Origin of the sequence: Croceicoccus hydrothermalis (assembly GCF_022378335.1) — a bacterium.
GTDB classification, from domain to species: Bacteria; Pseudomonadota; Alphaproteobacteria; order Sphingomonadales; family Sphingomonadaceae; genus Croceicoccus; species Croceicoccus hydrothermalis.
On record NZ_JAIQCI010000003.1, the window covers coordinates 119,911 to 142,700 of the forward strand.

21 protein-coding genes and 1 tRNA gene are annotated in these 22,790 nt (G+C 64.9%); 11 read left to right on the forward strand and 11 right to left on the reverse strand.

Annotated elements, in window-relative coordinates:
- Positions 1–6: 6 nt before the first annotated feature.
- From K4G67_RS02685 to K4G67_RS02700, 4 genes are all read right to left on the reverse strand, one after another.
- Entirely contained in the window at positions 7–363 is a 357-nt protein-coding gene (locus tag K4G67_RS02685; protein ID WP_239804862.1) for a hypothetical protein, read from the reverse strand.
- A gap of 32 nt (positions 364–395) precedes the next feature.
- A tRNA-Arg gene (locus K4G67_RS02690) sits at positions 396–472 on the reverse strand.
- 50 nt (positions 473–522) lie between these two features.
- Positions 523–732 (reverse strand): PspC domain-containing protein, encoded by a 210-nt coding sequence (locus K4G67_RS02695; RefSeq protein ID WP_239804863.1) that lies wholly within the window; start codon positions 730–732, stop codon positions 523–525.
- Positions 729–866 carry a hypothetical protein gene (locus tag K4G67_RS02700; RefSeq protein ID WP_239804864.1) on the reverse strand — a complete coding sequence of 46 codons (138 nt, stop codon included), beginning with the start codon at positions 864–866 and terminating at the stop codon, positions 729–731. Before K4G67_RS02700 ends, K4G67_RS02695 begins: the two co-directional genes overlap by 4 nt.
- Before the next feature lie 224 nt (positions 867–1,090).
- Between K4G67_RS02700 and recF the strand changes: the two genes are divergently transcribed.
- A complete protein-coding gene (gene recF / locus K4G67_RS02705; RefSeq protein WP_239805083.1) occupies positions 1,091–2,176 on the forward strand; it encodes a DNA replication/repair protein RecF in 1,086 nt (361 codons plus the stop codon).
- An 11-nt stretch (positions 2,177–2,187) separates the two neighbouring features.
- On the opposite strand, the gene K4G67_RS02710 is transcribed toward recF, so the two are convergent.
- Together K4G67_RS02710 and K4G67_RS02715 are read right to left on the reverse strand one after the other, a co-directional pair.
- Complete coding sequence (locus K4G67_RS02710) at positions 2,188–2,628, reverse strand: helix-turn-helix domain-containing protein (RefSeq protein ID WP_239804865.1); 441 nt, start codon at positions 2,626–2,628, stop codon at positions 2,188–2,190.
- Between the two features lie 246 nt (positions 2,629–2,874).
- On the reverse strand, positions 2,875–3,603 hold the full coding sequence (locus K4G67_RS02715; RefSeq protein ID WP_239804866.1) for an arylesterase: 729 nt from the start codon (positions 3,601–3,603) through the stop codon (positions 2,875–2,877).
- Between the two features lie 59 nt (positions 3,604–3,662).
- Here K4G67_RS02715 and K4G67_RS02720 point away from each other — a divergent pair, with 59 nt between their 5' ends.
- Positions 3,663–4,382: an ABC transporter ATP-binding protein gene (locus tag K4G67_RS02720; protein WP_239804867.1), complete on the forward strand. Its 720-nt coding sequence runs from the start codon at positions 3,663–3,665 to the stop codon at positions 4,380–4,382.
- Between the two features lies 1 nt (position 4,383).
- Complete coding sequence (locus tag K4G67_RS02725) at positions 4,384–6,945, forward strand: ABC transporter permease (protein WP_239804868.1); 2,562 nt, start codon at positions 4,384–4,386, stop codon at positions 6,943–6,945.
- Here K4G67_RS02725 and K4G67_RS02730 read toward each other — a convergent pair.
- Positions 6,942–7,349 carry a DUF805 domain-containing protein gene (locus K4G67_RS02730; protein WP_239804869.1) on the reverse strand — a complete coding sequence of 136 codons (408 nt, stop codon included), beginning with the start codon at positions 7,347–7,349 and terminating at the stop codon, positions 6,942–6,944. The two genes, K4G67_RS02725 and K4G67_RS02730, sit on opposite strands and share 4 nt — an antisense overlap.
- 140 nt (positions 7,350–7,489) lie before the next feature.
- A complete protein-coding gene (locus K4G67_RS02735) occupies positions 7,490–10,195 on the reverse strand; it encodes a TonB-dependent receptor (RefSeq protein WP_239804870.1) in 2,706 nt (901 codons plus the stop codon).
- A gap of 296 nt (positions 10,196–10,491) precedes the next feature.
- Here K4G67_RS02735 and typA point away from each other — a divergent pair, with 296 nt between their 5' ends.
- Both typA and putP read left to right on the forward strand, forming a co-directional pair.
- Complete coding sequence (gene typA, locus K4G67_RS02740) at positions 10,492–12,318, forward strand: translational GTPase TypA (RefSeq protein ID WP_239804871.1); 1,827 nt, start codon at positions 10,492–10,494, stop codon at positions 12,316–12,318.
- A gap of 128 nt (positions 12,319–12,446) precedes the next feature.
- The gene (gene putP, locus K4G67_RS02745) at positions 12,447–13,937 is read left to right on the forward strand and encodes a sodium/proline symporter PutP (protein WP_239804872.1); all 1,491 of its coding nucleotides are present in this window, start codon (positions 12,447–12,449) and stop codon (positions 13,935–13,937) included.
- Here putP and K4G67_RS02750 read toward each other — a convergent pair.
- A complete protein-coding gene (locus tag K4G67_RS02750; protein ID WP_239804873.1) occupies positions 13,934–14,764 on the reverse strand; it encodes a hypothetical protein in 831 nt (276 codons plus the stop codon). The genes putP and K4G67_RS02750 overlap by 4 nt on opposite strands.
- 15 nt (positions 14,765–14,779) lie before the next feature.
- On the opposite strand from K4G67_RS02750, the gene K4G67_RS02755 reads away from it, so the two are divergent.
- Positions 14,780–15,418: a 6-phosphogluconolactonase gene (locus K4G67_RS02755; RefSeq protein ID WP_239804874.1), complete on the forward strand. Its 639-nt coding sequence runs from the start codon at positions 14,780–14,782 to the stop codon at positions 15,416–15,418.
- A gap of 1 nt (position 15,419) precedes the next feature.
- Positions 15,420–15,890, forward strand: a complete 471-nt coding sequence (locus K4G67_RS02760) for an NUDIX domain-containing protein (protein ID WP_239805084.1) — start codon at positions 15,420–15,422, stop codon at positions 15,888–15,890.
- Here K4G67_RS02760 and dinB read toward each other — a convergent pair.
- Entirely contained in the window at positions 15,887–17,026 is a 1,140-nt protein-coding gene (gene dinB / locus K4G67_RS02765) for a DNA polymerase IV (protein WP_239804875.1), read from the reverse strand. The two genes, K4G67_RS02760 and dinB, sit on opposite strands and share 4 nt — an antisense overlap.
- 101 nt (positions 17,027–17,127) lie before the next feature.
- Between dinB and K4G67_RS02770 the strand changes: the two genes are divergently transcribed.
- Positions 17,128–18,366: a multidrug effflux MFS transporter gene (locus tag K4G67_RS02770; protein WP_239804876.1), complete on the forward strand. Its 1,239-nt coding sequence runs from the start codon at positions 17,128–17,130 to the stop codon at positions 18,364–18,366.
- Positions 18,367–18,373: 7 nt separating this feature from the next.
- Here K4G67_RS02770 and K4G67_RS02775 read toward each other — a convergent pair whose 3' ends face one another.
- Entirely contained in the window at positions 18,374–19,753 is a 1,380-nt protein-coding gene (locus K4G67_RS02775) for a helix-turn-helix domain-containing protein (protein ID WP_239805085.1), read from the reverse strand.
- 184 nt (positions 19,754–19,937) lie between these two features.
- Here K4G67_RS02775 and K4G67_RS02780 point away from each other — a divergent pair, with 184 nt between their 5' ends.
- From K4G67_RS02780 to K4G67_RS02790, 3 genes are all read left to right on the forward strand, one after another.
- Complete coding sequence (locus tag K4G67_RS02780) at positions 19,938–21,533, forward strand: isocitrate lyase (RefSeq protein WP_239805086.1); 1,596 nt, start codon at positions 19,938–19,940, stop codon at positions 21,531–21,533.
- A gap of 23 nt (positions 21,534–21,556) precedes the next feature.
- Entirely contained in the window at positions 21,557–21,721 is a 165-nt protein-coding gene (locus tag K4G67_RS02785) for a hypothetical protein (protein WP_239804877.1), read from the forward strand.
- A 303-nt stretch (positions 21,722–22,024) separates the two neighbouring features.
- The gene (locus K4G67_RS02790) at positions 22,025–22,750 is read left to right on the forward strand and encodes a SapC family protein (RefSeq protein ID WP_239804878.1); all 726 of its coding nucleotides are present in this window, start codon (positions 22,025–22,027) and stop codon (positions 22,748–22,750) included.
- Positions 22,751–22,790 lie beyond the last annotated feature (40 nt).

The window sequence follows — 22,790 nt, forward strand, 5'->3', positions numbered from 1 at the left end:
GCCGGTTCAGCGCCCGGCCAACAACCGCGGCGCCCGTCGCGCCACCATCAACAGCAAGGTCGGCAACGCCATGGTCAGCGCAATATCCATCGCGGATGTGCCCGTTGCCCCCGGCCTGTCCCAGCCATTGAACATGAGATCGTTCGCCTCGTTCAGCAATTCCAGCACGAACGCGAACAGCCATGGCCGCCAGCGCGCAACGCTCGACCGCAGGACGAACGCACCGATCAGTTGAAGCACCACACCCACGGCGACATGCAGCGCATCGTCATGGAACGGCAAGGCCGCCTCGATCCATGCCTTGTACGCCGAAAACTCCATGCCCCAGCCAGCGATGGTATCGCCGATATCGGAAAAGGACATGACGCGGGCCTGTTACAAGAAATAGGAAAATATGGCGCGCCCTGGTGGATTCGAACCACCGGCCTCAAGATTAGAAGTCTCGTGCTCTATCCAGCTGAGCTAAGGGCGCGTCGGCATTCGCCAATAGCGCGGTTTTCCCGTCTGGCAAATGCCAGCGCATCAATCGGCAATCAGGCCGATCATGATATAGATGAGGATCAACGATCCCAGCCCCAGCAAAGTGCCCAGCACCCAGCCGATCCGGATTATCGTGACATCGACGTCGAAATAATCGGCCATGCCCGCCGAAACGCCCATCAGCTTGCCGTTGGGCTTGTCGAGGTGGAAACGCCGCGGCGGACGATCGTCGGAATGGGGGAGCCGGCTCACGCCAGCATCCCCGAGGTCGCGACGGTGGAACCGGTGTTCGACTGCGGCGCGACGGTCACGCCGATCAGGGCGAGCGAAAGCGCGAAAGCGGCGGCACCGGCGGTAAGACGCGAGCGGATGGTGGCGATGTTCATGGTCGTAAATCCCTTCGTTTGGTTGGTTCGGCCGTCCCGGTGACGACCGTGCCAACTGTATTGCAGGGAGCGTGCCAGTTTGAAAAAACGCGGTTTCTGAACGGTTTATGAAAATGGCGCCGCGGGAACAAAAGGGCGCAATGCCGAGAATTGGGATCTGACGCCAGATTATGGGGCGGAATTTTGTCGTGGCCAGCACCGCGCTTGCCCCCTACTCCGGCGCCATGGCGCTCGACCGGATACAACTTGCGAATTTCCGCAATCACGAAGCCAGCAGGCTCGACGGGGCACGGCGGTTCAACCTGTTGATCGGGGCGAATGGCGCGGGCAAGACCAACCTGCTGGAGGCGTTGTCGCTCTTTGCGCCGGGCCGGGGACTGCGGCGTGCGCAGTTGTCGGAAATGGCGCGGGACGACAATGCCGCCCAGGGTTTTGCCATCGGCGCCGATCTGGTGAGCGGGCAGACCCCGGTCCGGCTGGGCACGGCGGTGCGGCCCGACCGTCCGGGGCGTCGGCTGGTGCAGGCGAGCGGCGCGCCGCTCCCTGCGGCGCGGCTGTCCGAATGGTTGAGCGTATCGTGGCTGACCCCGGCGATGGATCGTCTGTTTACCGACAGCGCAGGGCCGAGGCGCCGCTTTCTCGACCGGATGGCGCTGGCCGTGCATCCCGAACATGCCGCCGAATCCTCGCGTTACGACCGGGCCTTGCGCGAACGCAATCGCCTGCTTTCGCGTGAAAATCGCCCCGACCCCGCCTGGCTCGACGCGCTCGAACGCGAAATGGCCGATGCGGGTGCTGCGGTCTGTGCCGGGCGGTCGGAACTGGTGGGCATGCTGTCCGACATGCTCGCGCAATTGCCCGATGCGCCTTTTGCGCGCCCCGGCCTTGCCATCGCGCCGCAATCGCCGGCGGACCCGGCCGCGCTTGCCCGCCTGTGGCGCGAGGGGCGGGGCGCGGACCGGGCGGCGGGCCGCACGCTATCGGGGCCGCATCGCGACGATTTGCGCGTGACCATGGCGGCGACGGGACGCGCGGCATCCGAATGTTCGACAGGCGAGCAGAAGGCGCTGCTCATCGCGATCATCCTTGCTCATGCGGAGCTTGCCGCCGGATCGCGGCCTCTCGTCCTGCTGCTCGACGAGGTGGCGGCCCATCTCGATCCGGTGCGGAGGGAAGCGCTGTTCGAGCGGCTGGAGAGGAGCGGGGCGCAAGTCTGGATGACGGGGACGGAGCGCGACCCCTTTACCGCGATTCGGCAAATGGCGGCGGTGTGGGAAGTGGAAAAGGGCGCCCTGCTCGCACCGGGCTGAAAACCCGGCGATCAGATCACGACATCGTCCGCGATTTCGGCATCGATGGTAATCGATTGCAGGAATTTGCGCATCGTCGCCCAGCCCGCCTCCGTAAGGTCGAGCACGATCATGCGATGATCGTCATCATACGGGGCACGGCTGACGAGTTCGAACGCCTCGAGCCGGTCGATCTGGCGCAGCGCGCTCGTCTGCGGCAGGCCGCTCGTCGCGATGATCTGTTTGACGAAAACGGTTTCGCCGCGCGCCCGGTGAACGAAAAGATCCAGAATCAAGTCGAAGGTCATCGGTCGGAAAAATCCGTCCGGGAAATAATGTCGCCGCGCCGCCCTGGACTTGATGACGTAAAGCGCCGGAGCAATAAGTTCGGTATCGTCCAACCGGGTACCTCCGTTGTTCGAGCCGATACGCCCATCATCGCGCGAACCCGCGTCTTTGTTCAGATAAGGCATTCAAACCCCATGCCCTGCAAACTTTCCGCGGCGACAGGTGCCGACGAGAAATCTGAATGCAGGTCCGTCAAATCAAAACATATCCTATCCAAATAATCAGTATTGGTCCGAAACCGGAAGCCATAGAAAGTCCACAACCGGATTAATCGCGAACCGCCCCCTGTCCGATACGCGATGCCCGCACCAATCCCACCGCCGCCCCGACGCAGGACGGTTCCGATGCGGCCAACCGGTTTTGGCGCAGCCTTACTCGGCGACGGCGGCCTTTTGCACCACCGGCGCGATCGTATCGATTGTCAATGATACCATCGCGGCGACGCCGTTGCGAGTGGGGTGAATCTGATCCGCCTGCACCAGCGTGCGATCCTCGATCAGGGGCGCAATGAACATGGGAACGAGCGCCGCATCGTATTTTTCGGCAAGTTCGGGATAGATTGCGTTGAATTGACGGCGATATTCGGAGCCCGCGCTCGGCGGCGCCTCGATCCCCATGATGACGACGGGTATGTCCTCCTCGGCAAAACGGGCGAGCATCGCATCGAGATTGTCGCGCGCCAGGCTGGGCGACAATCCCCGCAGCAGATCATTGCCGCCAAACTCGACAATCGCCAGCGCAGGCTTCTGCTCCAGCCCGTCGAGCACGAAATCCAGCCGTTGCAAGCCGGCGGCGGTGGTGTCCCCCGAAACGCCCGCATTGATCACCCGAGCATCGATCCCGCGCGCGCGCAGCGCGGCCTCCAGCTGCGCCGGATAGGCATCGCTGCGTGGCAGATTATAACCCGCCAGCAGGCTATCGCCGAATGCGAGCACCTGTATTTCGCGCCCGTTCGGAACCGCGGGAAGCGCGCCATCGGGCGTTTCGCGTTGCGCGGCGGCCGGGATCGCGGTGTCCTGCGGAATGGCATTTGGCGCAGTTTCCCCGTCGCTGCATGCGGCAAGCCCGGACAAAGCGGCCAAAATCAACCATTTGTGCATTCGTTCAATCCCGTCGTTTCATTCGCGACCTGCTTATGCCATGTGACTATGTGGAAAACATGAACAAAACCAACAAGTCCGAACCCGATGCCGCCATTCTCGCAGAGCGGCTCATGCTCACGCTGGGCCGTGGCGATGGCGCGGTCGACATATTGAACGGTATCGATCTTACCGTGCCGGCGGGGCAAACGGTGGCGCTGCTCGGCCCGTCGGGTTCGGGGAAGAGTTCGCTGATGGCGGTGCTCTCCGGCCTTGAACGTGCGAGCGGCGGCACGTTGCGCGTCGCGGGCGAATATTTCGCGAGCGACGACGGCGGCGTCATGGACGAGGATGCGCTCGCCCGTGCGCGCCGGGGCCGGATCGGCATCGTGTTGCAGGCGTTCCACCTCTTGCCGACGATGACGGCGCGCGAAAACGTGGCGACGCCGCTCGAACTCGCCGGACATGCCGACCCCTGGCCGGTTGCGGAGGCGGAGCTTGAAGCCGTGGGCCTGGGCCACAGACTGGCGCATTATCCCGCGCAGCTTTCGGGAGGAGAGCAGCAACGTGTCGCCATCGCCCGCGCACTCGCCCCGCGACCGCCGCTCATCTTCGCCGACGAACCGACGGGCAATCTCGACAGCGCGACCGGCGAAAGCGTGATCCGCCTGCTGTTCGACCGGACGCAGGAAACGGGCGCGACGCTTTTCCTTATCACTCATGACCCGGCACTCGCGCAGAAATGCGAGCGCGTGCTGGAACTCGCCGACGGGCGCATCGCGCGCGATACGCTGCGCTGACATGACGGTACGGGGAACCGCGCAATCATCGCGATGGGGCGTGGCGCTGCGGCTTGCGCGGCGGGATTTTTCCTGGCGATTCAAGGGTTTGCGACTGCTCATCGTGTGTCTCTTCCTCGGCGCGGGGGCATTAGCGGCGATCGGCACGCTCGAAGGGGCGATCCGCGCCGAACTGTCCGACCGCGGGCAGGAAATCCTCGGCGGCGATGTCGAATTCGCGGTCTATGCACGCGAAGCCAGCGCCGAGGAGTTGACCGCCATGCGTGCCATGGGGGCCGTGTCGGGCGGGCGCCGGGTGCAGGCCATGGCCGCGGCAGGCACGCGCACCGTGCCGATACAGCTGAAATCCGTCGACGCGTCATGGCCGCTTTACGGTACGTTGACGCTTGCCGACGGGCGCACCGCGCGCGCGCCGCCCGACGGCAGCGCATGGGCGGGACAAGGCGCGCTGGACCGGCTGGGCATCGGGGTCGGCGACACGATCCGGCTGGGCGAACGCGACGTGCGCGTGGGCGGCGTCATCGCGAACGAGCCGGACCGCCTTTCCGAAGGGTTCGCCCTTGGCCCCGCGGTGCTGATCTCAGATCAAACACTCTCGCGCACCGGCCTCGCCGCCTATGGCAGCGCGGTGCGCAGCAAATATCGCGTCGCCCTGCCCGCCGACGTCGATCCCGCCGACGCGGTCGAGGCGTTCGAGACGCGCTTTCCCGAAGCGGGATGGTCCACTCGCACGCGGGAACGCGCCTCCCCCGGGGCCGATCGCCTGCTCGCCAATATGGGACAGTTTCTCAGCCTCGTCGGGCTGGCGGCGCTGGTGATCGCGGGGATCGGAATTGCGGGCGCGGTATCCTCCTGGCTGGAAAGCCGGCGCGGGACCATCGCCACGATGAAAGTGCTCGGCGCGGATAGCAGCGATGTGCTGCGGATCCATGTGTTGCAAGTGATGGCGGCGGCGCTGGCCGGCATTTCGGCGGGTCTGCTGGTCGGCGTGTCGATCGTGCCGGCACTTGCGTCCTTGCTGCGCGATCTGTTGCCGGTGTCCTCCGGGTATGTATTCGATGGCGCCGCGCTGGCGCGGGCGGCGGCGTTTGCCTTGCTGGTCGCGCTGGTATTCTCCGCGCCGCCGCTGATCGCTGCGCGGCGGGTGACGGCGATGGCGTTGTTGCGCGCGCGTGTCGCCCCGCCCGCGCATATGTGGCGGGATGCGGCCCTGCCGGTCGGGCTTGGCCTTGTCGCCATCGCGGCGCTTGCCTTGTGGACGAGTTACGAGCCGTGGCTGACGGCAGGTTTCCTTGGTGCGGCGGCGGCGGTGCTGGGGTTGCTGGCGCTGATCGGGATCGGGGTCCGGCGAATCGCCGGGCGGATTGCGGGCGGCACGGGGCGGCGCGGGGCTGCGCTGTCGCTGCGGCTCGGGATCGGAGCGCTCGACCGGCCGGGGTCGCCGACGGTGGCGCTGGTGACGGCGCTGGGCTTTGGCCTGTCCGCCTTTGCTGCCATCGCCTTTATCCAGACGGCGCTCGACCGTTATATCGCAGGCACCGTGCCCGACCGTGCGCCCGATTATTTCGTGCTCGACGTGCCGCAGGACGATGTCGCGGGGTTTACGCGGCTGGTGACGCGCCATGTTCCCGGCGCCGAGGTGCGCACGGTTCCGGCCCTGCGCGGGGCCATTCTCGCCTATGGCCCGGCGGGCGCGATGACGCGCGTGGCGGACATGGAGAATATTCCCGAGGGCGCATGGGCGCTGCGCGGCGAACGCGGCCTGACCTATTCCGCGCGCCTGCCCGTCGGCAACCGAGTGACGGCGGGCGAATGGTGGCCCGCCAGTTACGACGGCCCCGCGCTGGTTTCCGTGGACGAGGAACTGGCCCGTGCGCTCGACCTTTCCATCGGGGACAGGCTGGCAATCGGTTTGCTCGGCATCGAGCGGGAGGCGACCATCGCATCGTTCCGCGCCATTGAGTGGGACGATTTCGGGTTCAATCACGCGCTGGTTTTTTCGCCGGGTGCCATCGACGACGCGCCGCATAATTACGCGGCCTCGATCATCCTGCCGCCGGGCGCGGATAGCGGGCGGCGCGGCGATCTGCTCGGCGCGATGGTCGCGGCCTATCCGTCAAGCTCGGCGATCGAACTCGGCCGGGTGCTGGCGCAGGCGCGCGACCTGCTGCGCAGCGTGGCGGCGGCCGTGCTCGGCGCGGCGGCGGTGGCGGTGCTGGCGGGGATGGCGGTGTTGCTGGGCGCGATCGCGGCGGCCCGCGCGCGGGAAACCTATGATACGATCGTGCTGCGCGTGCTGGGCGCGAGCCGGCGGCAATTGCTGGGCGCGCTTATTCTGCGTTATGCGGTGCTGGCCGCGCTTCTGTCGGTGGTGGCGCTGGCGCTCGGCCTTGGGGCCGGGTGGTATGTGATGGTCGAAATGTTCGAATTCACCTTCGACCCCGACTGGGCCGTCGTGGCCGCCGTGCTGCTCGGCGGGGCGGCGGTGGTGGTGATCACGGCGACGCTCGCCTCGCTCCCGGTCCTGCGGGCTCGCCCGGCCCGCGCGCTGCGCAGCCTTTAATTCCGGCCCGTCCACCCGGCCTTCGGGTCCGGTCCGTAATGGTTGGGGCCGCGCGTCCCCTCGAACAGCATCATTACCAGCACGACCAGACTGCCGAACGGGATCAGGTTGAGCAGGACGAGCAGGCCGGTCTTGCCCTGATCGTGAAAGCGGCGGACCTGCACCGCGATCGACGGCACGAAGGATATGGCCGCAAACACGAACCAGCCGATGATCGCCAGCCATGCGAACGGGCCGGGCGTCGCGCCCATGCCCGCCTCGAACGTGGCGGCCCCGATCAGCATGATGGCGAGCAGCACGACATTGGCGATGAGCTGAAACAACAGGAACATCCAGTATTCCCGGCGCCGCGAACGCCCGTCGAATTCGAAATAGCGCCGATACGGCAGCAGCATGTAATACATGGTGAAGTCCCCCCTTGGCGCCCCGGATCGGGTCGTCCGGATGAAACTGTAACATCCGGTGCCCGCTTTGCCAGCCCCGGCGCCGAACATGCGAAAAGGGGGCCGCTGGACGACCCCCCCCCGTTACGATGTCCCGACGCTCAGAACTTGTACCGCGCCGTCACGCCATAGGTCCGCGGCTGGTTGGGGTAGCCTGAAATGCCGAACTGCTGCACCGGCGAATCGAAGATCGATTGCAGGTAACGGTCGTCGAGCAGGTTGCGCCCCCATGCCGTAAGTTCAAGCCCGCTCCGCATCGCATAGGTGACCGACGCGGCGAGTTCGTCCACCTGCCGCGTGAACGGGCGCGCGGCGGCAAGGGCGGCATCGATCCCCTGCGAATTGAAGCCGGGCAGGCCCTCCACGATCTGCGTGCGCGACTGGTAATTATAGTCGCCGTGCAGGATCACGGCATCGCCGCTTGCCAGCTCATGCACGTAATCCGCCGCCCAGGTGGCGGAGATCGACGGAATGCCCGCCGGCGTCGTTCCCGAGATATCGCCGAACGCCGATTGCTGGAAATCCTTGTACTCGGGATCGAGATAGGTGACCGCCATGCGCAGCGACAAAGGCTCGACCGGGCGGACGGTGCCGTCGAATTCGAAGCCGATGACCTCCTGCTCGCCCGCATTGCCGAGGAAGAAGCCGGTGCCGGTAAAGATGTTCGACTGGAACCCGGTGATCGTCTGCTTGAACGCGGCGAAGCTGAAGGCGGCGGGACCGAAATCGCCCTTGATGCCGAGTTCGTAGACTTCGGATTCTTCCTCGTCCGCGAAACGGCTGCCGAAGGTCTGGTTGACCTGCAAAAGGCCTGCCTGCTGAAGCGCGGCGCGATTGCCCGGCAAGGGGCGGCTGTCGCGCGACAGGTTGACCGATGGCGCCTTGAACCCCGTTGCGTAGGAGACATAGACGTTGAGATCGTCCGTCACGTCATAGGCGGCGCGCAGCGTGTAGGTGAGGTTGTCCGCGTCGGTCTCGCCCGGCTCCACCGCGTTCGGCACGTTGAGGAACGGGCGCGAGAATTGCAGCGCCTGCAATGCGAGCAGCGGATTGACATCAGGATTGGCGGCGTTTGCCTGTGCAAAGGCCTGCGATCCTGCATTGATCTGCTGAAACGCGGCGGGGTTGCCGCCGGCAAAGGCCTGGATCTCGGCCTGCGATGCCGGACGGCCCAGCATCAGCGCATTGCCGATCGTGGTCGACAAGGCCTGCTGATAGATGGCGGTGCTGCCGACCTGCACCAGATCGACGCCCGCAAACACGTCGGTGGAGGTGACATTGGTCTGGAAGTCCTTCTTGTCCTTCGTATAGTTCAGACCGCCCGTCAGGGTGAGCCGGTCGGTGACATACACATCCACCTGACCGAACAACGAAATCGAATCGTTCTGCAGCGCATAGGCCTCGATCAGGCCCTGCCCATTGGCGAAGAACTGCCCATCGAAGGCACCGGGACGCCCGGTCAGCGCGCCAATGGTCTGCTCAAGCCCGCCGACATCGAAGGCACCGCCGGTCTGCGTCTGAATGATGGCATTGGCATAGGGGCGGAACTGCGAGCCGTAGAGAAGCTGCGCGTCCTGCTCGATATCCTCGTTGAAGTAGAACGCACCGAGCAGCAGGTCGACCGATTCGGCCAGCTGTGCCGTGGCGCGGAACTCCTGCGTGAAGGTGCGGATCTTCAAATCCTGCGAATTGCGGCCGAGCAGGTCCGCGCTCGTGAAATCGGAATCCTGATTGGTGAGCACGTTGGTGCCGCGATAGGCGGTGATGGAGGTCAGAGAGAAAGGGCCGAAGCCGAATTCGACATGGCCGGACACGCCGTAATTGTCGATGTCGTTCGACGATGCGAAATTGTTGTAGACGACATCGGCGAACGGATCGTTCGGATCGGTGGTATTGCCGCCCAGCGCATCGACGATCCCCGCCGTGGGCCCGCGGCGAAGCGTGACCACGCCGCAGCAATCCTCGTCGATATTGCTGTAATCGCCGATGATGCGAACCTTGAGCAGGCTGCTCGGTTCGAACAACAATTGTCCGCGCGTGAACCAGCGATCACGTTCGTTGGTGCGTCCGCCCGCGCCCAGATCGTCGATATATCCGTCGCGCTTGTTGATGCCGCCGGCGATGGACGCCGCAATATTATCGGTGAGCGGCGCGGTCAGCAGCGCCTTTGCGACCTTGCTGTCGAAATTGCCGTAGGATGCCTCGACCTGGCCGCCGAAGGTGAACTGCGGCTCGGCCGTGACGATGGAGATGACGCCCGCGCTCGCATTCTTGCCGAACAGCGTCGATTGCGGACCGTGCAGCACCTCGATCCGCTGAAGATCGGGGAGATCGCCGATCTGCGCGGCGGAGCGGGAGCGGTAGACGCCATCGACGAACACGCCGACCGACGGTTCGATACCGGCGTTGTTGGCACCGTTGCCGAACCCGCGAATGATGAAATTGGTGTTCGCGCTCGACTGCAACTGCGTCACGCGGAGCGAGGGCTGCACGCTGGTCAGATCGCGCAGGTCGCGAATCTCGGCACGCTCGATGGTGTTTTCATCGGTGACGGTCACGGCAACGGGCACATCCTGAAGCGTCTGCTCCCGCTTGGTCGCGGTGACGATGATGGCGTTGCCGCGCGTCGGCTCGGTCTCGTCGTAGGCTTCGGCGGGCTGCGCGTATTGAATCTCGCTCTCGGTGGCGTTCTGCGCGGCGGCGTCCTGGGCGGCGGCGGGGGCTGCAACACCAAGGGCGGCGGCCATGCCGGTACCGATAAGCAGGGCATTACGGCGGCGCGAACGCTCGGTACGAATCGATGTCATGCGATTTTATCCTCTCAACAGGGCCAGTCATTCTATCCGACAGCATCGAGCCGGCCGGCCTGGTTCTCCTATAGGTAAACTACAGGCACAACCGTGCGCAAGCAACCGAAACGCCGTGACAAAATGCGGGGCTACCCCTGTTTGTTGCATAATCATCACATCACCCGATACGTATTCCCCCCTTGCTGCATCGCACCACAACATGTAGGGGCGCCACGCGCGTCGGGTCACGACTATGCGACAACCCGCGAAGCGTTCCCGCATTTCCTGTTCGCCCGATCGAAGGCCCTTTCAGTATGTCCGCTCAAAAGCAGCGTAATATCGCGATCATCGCACACGTCGACCATGGCAAGACCACGCTCGTTGACCAGCTGTTCCGTCAGTCCGGCACGTTCCGCGACAATCAGCGCGTCGACGAACGCGCAATGGATTCCAACGACCTGGAAAAGGAACGCGGGATCACGATTCTCGCGAAATGCACCAGCGTCGAATGGAACGGCACCCGCATCAACATCGTCGATACCCCCGGCCACGCCGATTTCGGCGGCGAGGTGGAGCGCATCCTGTCGATGGTCGACGGCGTGATCCTGCTCGTCGACAGCTCCGAAGGCGCGATGCCGCAGACCAAGTTCGTGACCGGCAAGGCGCTGGCGCTCGGGCTGAAGCCGATCGTGGTCGTCAACAAGATCGACCGTCCCGACGGCCGCCCGGACGAAGTGCTGGACGAGGTGTTCGACCTGTTCGTCTCGCTCGACGCGAATGACGAGCAGCTCGATTTCCCCGTGCTCTACGCTTCCGGCCGCAACGGCTATGCCAGCGACGACATCGACGCGCGCGAGGGTGACCTGACCCCGCTGTTCGAGAAGATCGTCGATCACGTCCCCGCCCCGTCGGCGGACCCCAACGGCCCGTTCAAGTTCCTCGTGACGCTGCTCGACCGCGACAATTTCCTCGGCCGTATCCTGACCGGTCTGGTGTTCAGCGGTACGGTGAAGATGAACGCGCCGATCCACGCACTCGATGCAGATGGCAACGTCATCGAAACCGGCCGCGCGTCGAAGCTGATGGCGTTCCACGGGCTCGAACGCGTGCCCGTCGAGGAAGCGCGCGCCGGCGACATCATTTCGCTGGCCGGCCTGACCGAGGCGACGGTGGCCAACACCATCTGCGACCCGTCGGTCACCGAACCGCTGCAGGCGCAGCCGATCGACCCGCCGACGCTGTCCATGCGCTTTGCCGTGAACGATTCGCCGATGGCGGGCCGCGAGGGCAGCAAGGTCACGAGCCGCCTGATCCGCGACCGTTTGAACCGCGAGGCGGAATCGAACGTCGCCATTCGCGTCACCGAATCCGCGGACAAGGACAGCTTCGAAGTGGCGGGCCGCGGCGAATTGCAATTGGGCGTCCTGATCGAGACGATGCGCCGCGAAGGTTTCGAACTCGGCATCAGCCGCCCGCGCGTCCTGTTCGACAAGGACGAGGACGGCAACCGCACCGAACCGTATGAAACCGTCGTCATCGACGTGGACGAGGAACACTCCGGCACGGTCGTCGAGAAGATGGCGGCGCGCAAGGGTGAGATGACCGACATGCGGCCCAGCGGCGGCGGCAAGACGCGCATCACCTTCTCCGCCCCGTCGCGCGGGCTCATCGGCTATCACGGCGAATTCCTGTCCGACACGCGCGGCACCGGCATCATGAACCGCCTGTTCGAGAAATACGGCCCGTACAAGGGCCCGATCGAAGGGCGTGCCAATGGCGTGCTGATCTCCAACGGCACGGGCGAGGCGGTCGGATATGCGCTCAACGCATTGGAAGAGCGCGGCGAACTGTTCATCGTGCCGCAGCAGAAGATCTACGAAGGCATGATCATCGGGGAAAATGCGAAACCGCAGGATCTCGAGGTCAACCCGATGAAGTCGAAGCAGCTGACGAACTTCCGTTCGACCGGCAAGGATGACGCCATCCGCCTGACCCCGCCGCGCGCGATGACATTGGAACAGGCGATCGCCTATATCGACAATGACGAGATGGTGGAGGTCACCCCCGAAACCATCCGCCTGCGCAAGGCGATCCTCGACCCGAACGAGCGCAAGAAGGCGAGCCGCAAGGTCGAGGCCTGACGCCTTTACCGGCAGTGCGACAACGAACGAAGGGCGGTTCCGAACACGGGGCCGCCCTTTTTCATGACGCCCGGCGCCCGCATTTACAAAACGTGACATTTGGTTCCGAATTTGTATGAACAAGGCCCATGCAGACCGGAACACTGATTTCACTCGCCCTGTATTTCATCCTGATGATCGCCATCGGCCTCTACGCCTGGCGTAAATCCACGGAGTCTTCGGAAGGCTATCTGCTGGGCGGGCGCGACCTGCATCCGGCCGTTGCCGCCCTTTCGGCGGGGGCGTCGGACATGTCGGGCTGGCTGCTGCTCGGCCTGCCGGGCGCGCTTTACGCCGCCGGGCTGGTGGAGGCGTGGATCGGCATCGGCCTGTTCGTCGGGGCGTTTGCCAACTGGATCATCGTGGCGCCGCGACTTCGCGCGCAGACCGTGGAATATGGCAATGCGCTGACGATCCCCGAATTTCTCGCCAATCGCTTTCCGGACAAGGCGATTGCCTTGCGGGTCGTATCCGCGATCATCATCGTATTGTTCTTCACCGTCTATACCGCGGCCGGTCTTGTCGGCGGGGGCAAGCTGTTCGTGACCAGCTTTGCCGGGCTGTTCGGCGATGTGGGGATGAGTGATTACATGTTCGGCATCTGGCTCACCGCCGGGGTCGTGCTGGCCTATACGATGGTCGGCGGGTTCCTGGCCGTGTCGCTGACCGATTTCGTGCAGGGCTGCATCATGGTGGTCGCGCTGATCCTGATGCCGATCGTGGTGATGAGGGGCGATGGCGGGCCATCGGCGGTGGGCGATACGCTGCGCGCCATCGACCCCGAATTTCTCAGCCTGACGAACGGGCTGTCCATCATCGGGTTTCTGTCGGCAATCACCTGGGGTCTGGGCTATTTCGGGCAGCCGCATATCATCGTGCGCTTCATGGCAGTGCGCAGCGTCGCGGCGGTCGCCACCGCGCGCAATATCGGCATGAGCTGGATGTTCGTGTCGCTGATCGGGGCGCTGGGCGTCGGGCTTGCGGGCCGCGCCTATGCACAGCGTAACGGCATTCCGCTGGAGGATCCCGAAACGATCTTCATCATGCTGGCCGATACCTTGTTCCACCCGCTCATCACCGGGTTCCTGCTGGCCGCGCTGCTCGCCGCGATCATGTCGACCATCAGCTCGCAATTGCTGGTTTCGTCCAGCTCGCTGACCGAGGATTTCTACCGGCTTTTCCTGCGCAAGAACGCGAGCGAGCGCGAAACGGTGAACGTGGGGCGCGTATGCGTGTTGCTCGTGGCGCTGGCCGCGATCCTGATCGCGCGCGATCCCGATAGCGAGGTGCTCGGCCTCGTGTCCAACGCATGGGCCGGCTTCGGCGCGGCGTTCGGCCCGCTTATCGTCCTCTCGCTCACGTGGAAGCGCATGACGGGCGCGGGCGCGGTGACCGGGCTGGTCACCGGTGCGGCGGTGGTCATCGCATGGATCGCGCTGGGCTGGAATGCGAGCTTCGCAGGCGGCGAAGGGGTGTACGAGATCATTCCCGGCTTTATCGCGGCGTCGCTGGCGATCTGGGGTGTGAGCAAGGCGACATCCGTCGGCCCGGCGAACCCCTATCGCGCCGAAATCGCCTAGACCATCGCCCGCTCGCCCAGCATCAACGCGGCATAGATTCCCGCGCCGCCGAGAAAGGGCAGGAACCGGCTTTCGCGATCCTCGGGAAGCTCTTCCTTCAGCACGTTCAAGGTGATGCCGCCGGCGAGGAACGCGAACAGAAAGCCCACCACCACCGCCGGCAATGTGACGATCAGCCCGATCAGCCAGCCGGCAACCACGGCGGCCGAAATGACCCAGCGTCCCCGCGCGTCATAGGCGGCGGTATGATCCTCCCGCATGCCGAAATCGCTCGTCATGAAATGCAGGCTCATCGCCACGAAATAGAGGAGCAGCGACCACGTGCCGTATTCCTCCCGGTGCATCAGCAGATAGCCGATGAGCAGGTTGAGCAGCGCATAGCTTCCCACGTGCACCCATTCGAGGTGATCCTCGATCCTGTCGCCCTCGCCCGCCTTGCGCGAGCGGGCGCGCGACCGTTTCACCGCGCGTTCCAGCCCGTAAAACGCCGCAAGCCCGACCAGCGCCAGCGAATAGACCAGGCTTTCCGCCAGCGAATCCCCCATGCCCAGCGCGGTGGCAAAGGCCCGTTCGTGGACGCCAAGATCGGGCAAAACATGCAGGAACACATAGGACACCGCGATCCCGCCCGAAAAGGAAAGCCACCGGCTGCGCGGGGCAGCGGACAGGAATTTCAACCGCCCGATGAACAGATGGACGAGGGCGAATACCGCGACCATCGCGGCGGTCACGAAGATATCGGAATCGTGCATGGCCCCTGACTGCCCCGTCCCTGCCGCGCATACAAGCCCGCCGCCCGGCTTGCGAAGCGGGGCCGTGATGACCATTTCGCGTTTGCAACGATGGAAGGACGAAGCATGCTGACCGAAATCACCTATCACCACGACTGGAGCGACGAGGCCATCGCCGACTGGATGGTGGAGACGCTCTGTGCCGACCTGATGCAGCGTGAGGGAGAGGTGGCTGTGACCGTGCCGGGCGGATCGACCCCGTTTCCCATCCTCGCCGCGATGGCGGGCAAGGATCTCGACTGGGCGCGACTGGCGTTCTGGCCGGGGGACGACCGCATGGTGGACCCCGATCACGAGGCAAGCAATTTCGGCCGCCTGCGCGAGGTGCTGTCGCAGACGGATGCGAAGATCATGCCATTGGCCGAGGATAGCACGCCGCCGCATTTCGCGCTCGCCTGGCTTGGCATGGGCGGTGACGGACATGTCGCCTCGCTCTTTCCCAACACCGACCCGCGCATCGACGATTCCCGAACCGTGCGCCGGCTCACCCCGGATCCGCTGCCGCCCGAAGCGCCTTTCGACCGGGTCACGCTGACCCTGCCGAAATTTCTCACCGCCGAACATCTCGTCTTCGTCATTCGCGGGGAGGAGAAGCGCACGGTTTTCGAGGCGGCGGCAAAGGGCGAGAACGACCTTCCCATCGCGCGATTGTTGCAGAATGCGCGCGCCTCGGTGACATGCTTTGCCTGATGTGCCGCTGATCGGGCTGTTGCCGGCGGGGGTGCACCGGGCGGTACTGCGCGTCGCCGAACAGGCCCGGCGATGCTGGTGGCGGCTGCGCAAGCCGACCTTGCGCGGCGTGGCCATCGCCGCGTTCGACGATAGGGGGCGCGTGCTGCTCGTGCGTCATTCCTATCGCATGCGCGACGAATGGCATCTTCCCACAGGAGGATGCCGGCGCGGCGAGGAACCGATGGAGGCCGGCATGCGCGAACTTGCCGAGGAAACCGGCCTGCGCGCCAAAAACATGCGGGAGGTGGGGACCGATTGTTTCAACCTTCACGGCGCGACGAACAATGTGACGATCCTCGCCGCCCAGACCAGCGGGGAGGCGCGGGCCGACGGACGCGAGATCCGCGAGGTTCGCTGGACTGACCCGGCCGCGCTTCCGGCCAGCGTGCCGCAATGGGCGCGCGCCTATATCGAACGGGCGGCAGGCTAAAGCAGGTCGAGCTGCGCGCGCGCGTCGCCCTTTTTCTTCGGCGCGACCCCTTCGAGCTTCGACAACGTCAGCCCCATGAGCCGGATCGGCCGCGGCAAGGGCAGCAGCTCGTCAAGCAGCGCGTGGCCGATTTTCGCGAACTCCGCCTTGTCCGCGACCGGGCGAGCGAGCGAGCGGGCGCGGCTTTGCAGCCTGAAATCATTGTATTTCAGCTTGATCGTCACCGTTCGCCCCCGCGCCTTGTTATGGGTGATCCGGTCCCAGACGATGTCGACGATCCGGTCCATCGCCTCGGCCAGTTCGCGCGGGGCGAACAGGTCCTCGTGAAAGGTGCGTTCGCCGCCGACCGATTTGCGCGTGCGGTGGGCGCGCACCTGCCGAAGGTCGATCCCGCGCGCCGCACGGTAGAGATAATCGGCGAAACTGCCGAAATTCGCGCGCAGGAACGGAAGGTCCTTTGCCGCAAGATCGGCGCCGGTCACGATGCCGAGGCGCGCCATCTTCTTCGCGCCCACCGGCCCGATCCCGTGAAAGCGCGTCACCGGCAATTGCGCGACGAAGGCCGCCCCCTCCCCCGGCCGGATGACGCAGATGCCGTTGGGCTTGTTCTGATCCGACGCGAGCTTCGCGAGGAACTTGTTATAGGACACGCCCGCGCTCGCGGTGAGCTGGGTCTCCTCGGCGATGCGGCGGCGGATCGCCTGCGCAATGCGGGTCGCGCTGCCCAGGGCATGGCGGTCCTGCGTCACGTCGAGATACGCCTCGTCGAGCGACAGCGGCTCGACCAGCGGGGTATAGTCGTGGAACACCGCGCGAATCTGCCGCGACACCTCGCGGTAGACGTCGAAGCGCGACTTGCAGAAGATGAGATCGGGGCACAGCCGCTGCGCCGTGACGGACGGCATGGCGGACCGCACGCCGAACCGGCGCGCCTCGTAACTGGCCGCCGCGACCACGCCGCGCCCGCTCGACCCGCCGACGGCGACAGGGCGCCCCCGCAATTCGGGATGATCGCGCTGCTCCACGCTGGCAAAGAAGGCGTCCATGTCGATATGGATGATCTTGCGCAGGCCGGCCGCCTCGCTGTCGTCCTGCGCATCCGGCGAATCGGGAATATCGTCGCGGTCCGCGGTCATGTCCCGTTTTAATCGGAGCGGCTCGCGCTTGCAAAAACGGACCGATGGCAAAGCGATAATGGGGCTTGTGCGAAGGGATCAAACCGGCGCAAAGGCAGGGTGTGACCCTTTCCAAGAAAAAACCGATCGTCCTGGGCGATGTCGAATTCGTCGCGATGCTGGCGATGATGATGGCGCTGCAGGCGCTGGGCATCGATACGATGCTGCCCGCGCTCGGCGAGATCGCGTCGGATCTGGGGACGAGTGACCCCAATGACCGGCAGCTCGTCGTGTCGACCTATCTTCTGGGCATGGGTATCGGATCGCTGGCGTTCGGCTTTCTCGCCGATCGGTTTGGGCGCAAACCCGTTCTTCTGGGCGGGATCGCGTGCTATTGCGCGCTGAGCTTCGCCTGCGTGCTGGCGCAGGATTTCGGCGTGATGCTGATCTTGCGTTTCTTCCACGGGGTGGTGTCGTCGGCGGGCGGCGTGGTGGCCAATGCGGTCGTGCGCGACCGGTTCGAAGGCGACCGCATGGCGCGCACCGTATCGCTCATCGCGATGGTGTTCATGATCGTGCCGATCCTGGCCCCCACGGTCGGGCAGGGGATCCTGCTCATCGCCGACTGGCGCTGGATCTTCGGACTTCTGGCGGGATTGTCTGGCATGATGTTCGTGTGGACCGGGCTGCGCCTGTCCGAAACGCTCGCGCCCGAAGACAGGCAACAATTGCAGCCGCGCCGTATCGCGCATAATTTCCGCCTCGTGCTCACCAATCGCGATGCGCTGGGTTATGTGTTCGGCGCGATGCTGGTGTTCGGCGGGCTGTATGGCTTCATCAACATGAGCGAGCAGCTCATTGGCGGGCATTTCGAGCAGGGGCGGCGTTTCCCGTTGATCTTCGGGCTGCTCGCGGTGTCGATGGCGGCGACCAATTTCATCAATTCGCGCATCGTCGAACGTTTCGGCGCCCGCCCGGTGAGCCATGTCGCGCTGCTGATCTTCGTGGCGTCGGGCGGCGGGCAATGGGCGGCGGCGACGTTCTATCCCGATTCGCTGGCGCTGTTCCTGCCGTTCATGATGGTGAACATGGCGCTGATCGGGTTTCTCGGCGCGAATTTCAGCTCCATCGCATTGCAGCCTTTCGCGCGGATCGCGGGCTCTGCGTCGTCGCTCCAAACGTCGATCCGGGTGGGCGGCGGCGCGCTCTTGGGCGGACTTATCGGCGCGGCCTATAACGGCACGGCGCAACCGCTCGGCGCGGCGCTTTTTCTCCTGGGCGCGACGGGGCTCCTGCTCGTGCTCATCAGCGAGAGTTTCCGGCTTTTCCGCCGGCGCAGCGCGAAGATCGACCTCGTCTGAACGCCATTCAATCGGTTGCGAAGGCGAAGGGTACGCCGGTCTCGCGATTTTCATCGGGGCGCATTTCGCGGCCGATCGGCGGCGCGGCGCGGGCGATGCAATGCGGCCGGTGGCACAGGTGACAGGCAACGCCAATGGGCGTCGGTGCGATGTTCGGCCCGCGCGCATAGACCAGCCGATCGGCGTGTTCCGCCGCGCAGGCAAGCGCCACGGCCCGGACCGCACGCGGCGCATCATGCGCCCCGCCCCCCGCCTCGACAGTTCGCGCGATGGAAAAGAACCGCTGCCCATCGGGAAGTTCGAGCGATTGCGTCACCACCTGCCCCGGCGTGCGAAAGGCCGAATGCACGTTCCACAGCGGGCACGATCCGCCCGTGCGCGCAAACGGGAACCCCGCCCCGTCGAGCCGTTTCGACACATTTCCCGCCTCGTCCACGCGCAGGAAGAAGAACGGCACGCCTTCCTCCCCGCTGCGGCCCATGGTGGTCAGGCGGTGGGCGATTTGTTCAAAGCTGCATCCGAACAGGCGGGAGAGAACCTCGATGTCGTGCAGATGTTCGCGCGCCGCCCGTAAGAACGCGCGATACGGCATCAGCACCGCCGCGGCCCAGTAATTGGCCAGCGCGCGCCGTGCCATGCGCTGCGCATTGTCGCCGGTAAAGCGTCCCTCGGACAATTGCGCGGAAATCGCGGGCCGCGCCTCCAGCAAAGCGAGTTGCAGCGCGAGTTGATAGCGCCGGCCCGACCCGTTCAGCCTGTCGGAAATCAGCACCTGTTCGCGATGCCTGTCGTGCCAGCGCAGCGCGCCCAGCATGACCGCAGGGTCGATGAAACGCACCTTGCGCCCGTGCCTTTTGTCGAGCCTGTCCACCAGCGCGGCGAGGTCGGGCGCGCCCTTGCCCATTTCGCGCGCCGCTGCCTCCGCCGCCTCGTCCAGCAGGGGAAAGCAGTTGCGCCGCGCGGCGAGAAACGCGCGCGCCTCTCCCACCGGGTCGGGCAGCGCTTCGCCCGCCCCGTGCGCCTGCCGCTGCGCAAGCGTCATCTGTTCCTCGCTGAACGCGGTGTGGAGCCGCAGGAACGCCTCGGCAAAGCCGGGATAGCTCGTGGCGATATCCGCCATGTCGAGCGCGGGCAGGTCGATATCGGCGAACATCGGCTCACGCATGATACCCTTGAGCCGCTTGCCCAATTCCTCGCTCCCGTCGTCGGCGAGGCTGGCGATGTCGATCTTGTACGTCGCGGCCAGGCGGAGCAGCAGTTCCGCCGTGACCGGCCGCTGATTGCGTTCCATCAACGCGACATAGGATGCGCTGATCTCCAGATCCGCGGCCATGTTCGCCTGCGTCAGCCCCATGTCGCGCCGCACCCGTTTGAGGCGCGGGCCCATGAACAATGCCTTGCGTGTCACGATGGTTCTCCCCGGCGGCGATGGCGATGCGCTCTGTCCACAACCTTACAACAATACAGGGAGCATTTGTAAAGTTTGACATGGTGACACCGCACCCGATGTCGCCGTCGCTCGCATGCAGGCATCACCCTGGACAGACACAGGATTTACCGAGGAATCGATCATGGGCTATCAGAACACAATCGCCGGTTTGCAGGACACGATCGCCGGCAATGGCGCGCCGTGGACCGCCATCGATGCGCAGAGCGCGGCCCGCATGCGCCTGCAGAACCGATTCCGCACCGGGCTGGACATTGCACGGCATACCGCCGCCGTCATGCGCCGCGACATGGCCGCCTACGATGCCGACCCGTCGCAATATACGCAGTCGCTGGGCTGCTGGCACGGGTTCATCGCGCAACAGAAGATGATCAGCATCAAGAAGCATTTCGGCAGCATGAAGGGGCGCTACCTCTACCTTTCCGGCTGGATGGTCGCCGCCTTGCGCAGCGAATTCGGCCCGCTTCCGGATCAGTCGATGCATGAAAAGACGACCGTTCCCGCGCTGATCGAGGAGATCTACACCTTCCTGAAGCAGGCCGATGCGCGCGAGCTCGGCATGATGTTTCGCGATCTCGACACCGCGCGCGAGGGCGGCGACACGGTCGAGGCGAAGCGGCTCGAACATGCCATCGACAATTACGAAAGCCACGTCGTGCCCATCATCGCCGACATCGACGCAGGCTTCGGCAATGCGGAGGCGACCTATCTCCTTGCCAAGCAGATGATCGAGGCGGGCGTCTGCGCGCTGCAGATCGAGAACCAGGTTTCGGACGAGAAGCAGTGCGGCCACCAGGACGGCAAGGTTACCGTCCCGCACGAGGATTTTTTGCAGAAGATCCGCGCGATCCGTTACGCGTTCCTCGAAATGGGCGTGGATGACGGGATCATCGTCGCGCGCACCGATTCGCTGGGCGCCGGGCTGACGAAGCAGATCGCCTATACGCGGGAGGAAGGCGATCTGGGCGATCAGTACAACAGCTTCCTCGATTGCGAGGAGGTCGATCCCGCCAGCATCCGCAACGGGGACGTCTTCCTCAGCCGCGATGGAAAGCTGCTGCGCCCGCGCCGCCTGCCGTCGAACCTGTATCAGTTCCGCGCCGGATCGGGGGAGGACCGCGTCGTGCTCGACTGCATCACCAGCCTTCAGAACGGCGCCGACCTGCTCTGGATCGAGACGGAGAAGCCGCATGTCGAACAGATCGCCGGCATGGTCGACCGCATCCGCGAGGTCGTGCCCGATGCAAAGCTGGTCTACAACAATTCGCCCAGCTTCAACTGGACGCTGAACTTCCGTCAGCAGGTGTTCGATGCGTGGGAGGCCGACGGCCGCGATGTCGCGCAATACGACCGCGCCCGGTTGATGAGCGCGGATTACGACGCGACCGAGCTTGCCGCCGAAGCGGACGAGAAGATCCGCACGTTCCAACGCGACGCGGCGGCGCGGGCCGGCATTTTCCATCACCTGATCACCTTGCCGACCTATCACACCGCGGCCTTGTCGACCGACAATCTGGCGCGCGAATATTTCGGCGAGGCAGGGATGCTCGGCTATGTGAAGGGGGTGCAGCGCAAGGAAATCCGCGAGGGTATCGCCTGTGTGAAGCATCAGAACATGTCGGGCAGCGACATCGGCGACGATCACAAGGACTATTTCGCGGGCGAGGCCGCGTTGAAGGCCGGCGGCGCCAATAACACCATGAACCAATTCGCCGCATAAGGCACAGCGAAGGAGAGACCATCATGAGCGACGACATCAAGACCGCCGAACGCCCCCGTGCGATTTTCTCGAACTCCGATTTTCCCTTACTGAAAACCGCGGTTGCCGCCTATGCCCGCAATTGCGAGGATCCGGCGGAATCGCAGAAATACGCCAATTTGCTGCACCGGCTCGGCCGCGCGGGATAAGAGGGCGAAAACCCCCACCGCATGAGGCGTATCCTTGGGAGAGGATGCCCCCACCGTTGCACGACAGCGCGCGAACCGCCCGGGTTCGCGCGCTGTTTCTTTAGCGCTTCGACGGGGGCAACGGGATTATTTCGCCGTTGCACGAATTCACCGCTGACGAAGCGGGGGCGGATATGCTTTACGCAGGGGCGCTCCCCGGTTCGGGCACGAATGGCCGCCGCGTCCGTTCGCTGTTCGACCGCCCCTTTCCCGCGCCCGCCGGACACCGGCATCGCGGGACCAACAGATGCGAGAAAGCCCGACATGACCAGCCCCTCCCCCCTCGACCCTGTGACTCATCGCGATCTTCGCGTGCGGACCGGCGTGTCCGACGATCTTGGCGATGGCATCATGGCCTGTCTCGCCGTGCCGAGCGAGTTTCGCCGGGTGCAGGATTGCTTCCCCATTCTCTTCCGCCTCGACGTGGAACGCGACAGTTTCGATGCGATCGCGCTGTTCGGATTCGAGGCCGGGGAAAACCTGTTCGTCGAAAACGGCGAATGGGACGCATCGTACAAGCCGCTCGCCCTGGATGTGCAGCCGTTCCTGATCGGACGGTCGGGCGATGGCGATAATCGCGACGAGTTGCAGGTCGACTCCGCCCATCCCCGCATCGTCGGCGCGGACGAGGCGCAGGGCGTGCGCGTGTTCGACGACGATGGCGCGGCGACCCCGTTCCTGGATTCGGTGCGCGAAAAACTGGCCGCGCTCGACGCGGGCTATCGCGATTCGTCGGGGTTCTTCGATGCGCTGCGGCGGCACGACCTGCTCGAACCGTTCACGCTCGACATCACCTTCGCCGATGGCAGCGTGCAGCGGCTGGACGGCTATCACGCCATTAACGAGGAGCGCCTGCGCCTGCTCGACGGGGCGGGGCTTGGCGGGCTTCACATCGACGGGCACCTCGAACCGCTGTTCATGGCGCTGGCGTCGCTGTCGCGGATCGGGGCGCTGATCGACAGGCGCAATGCGCGGATCGCGGCTGGCTGAAGTCTTGGCGAAAGGGGAACGCGGCAAACGCGCCCCTTCA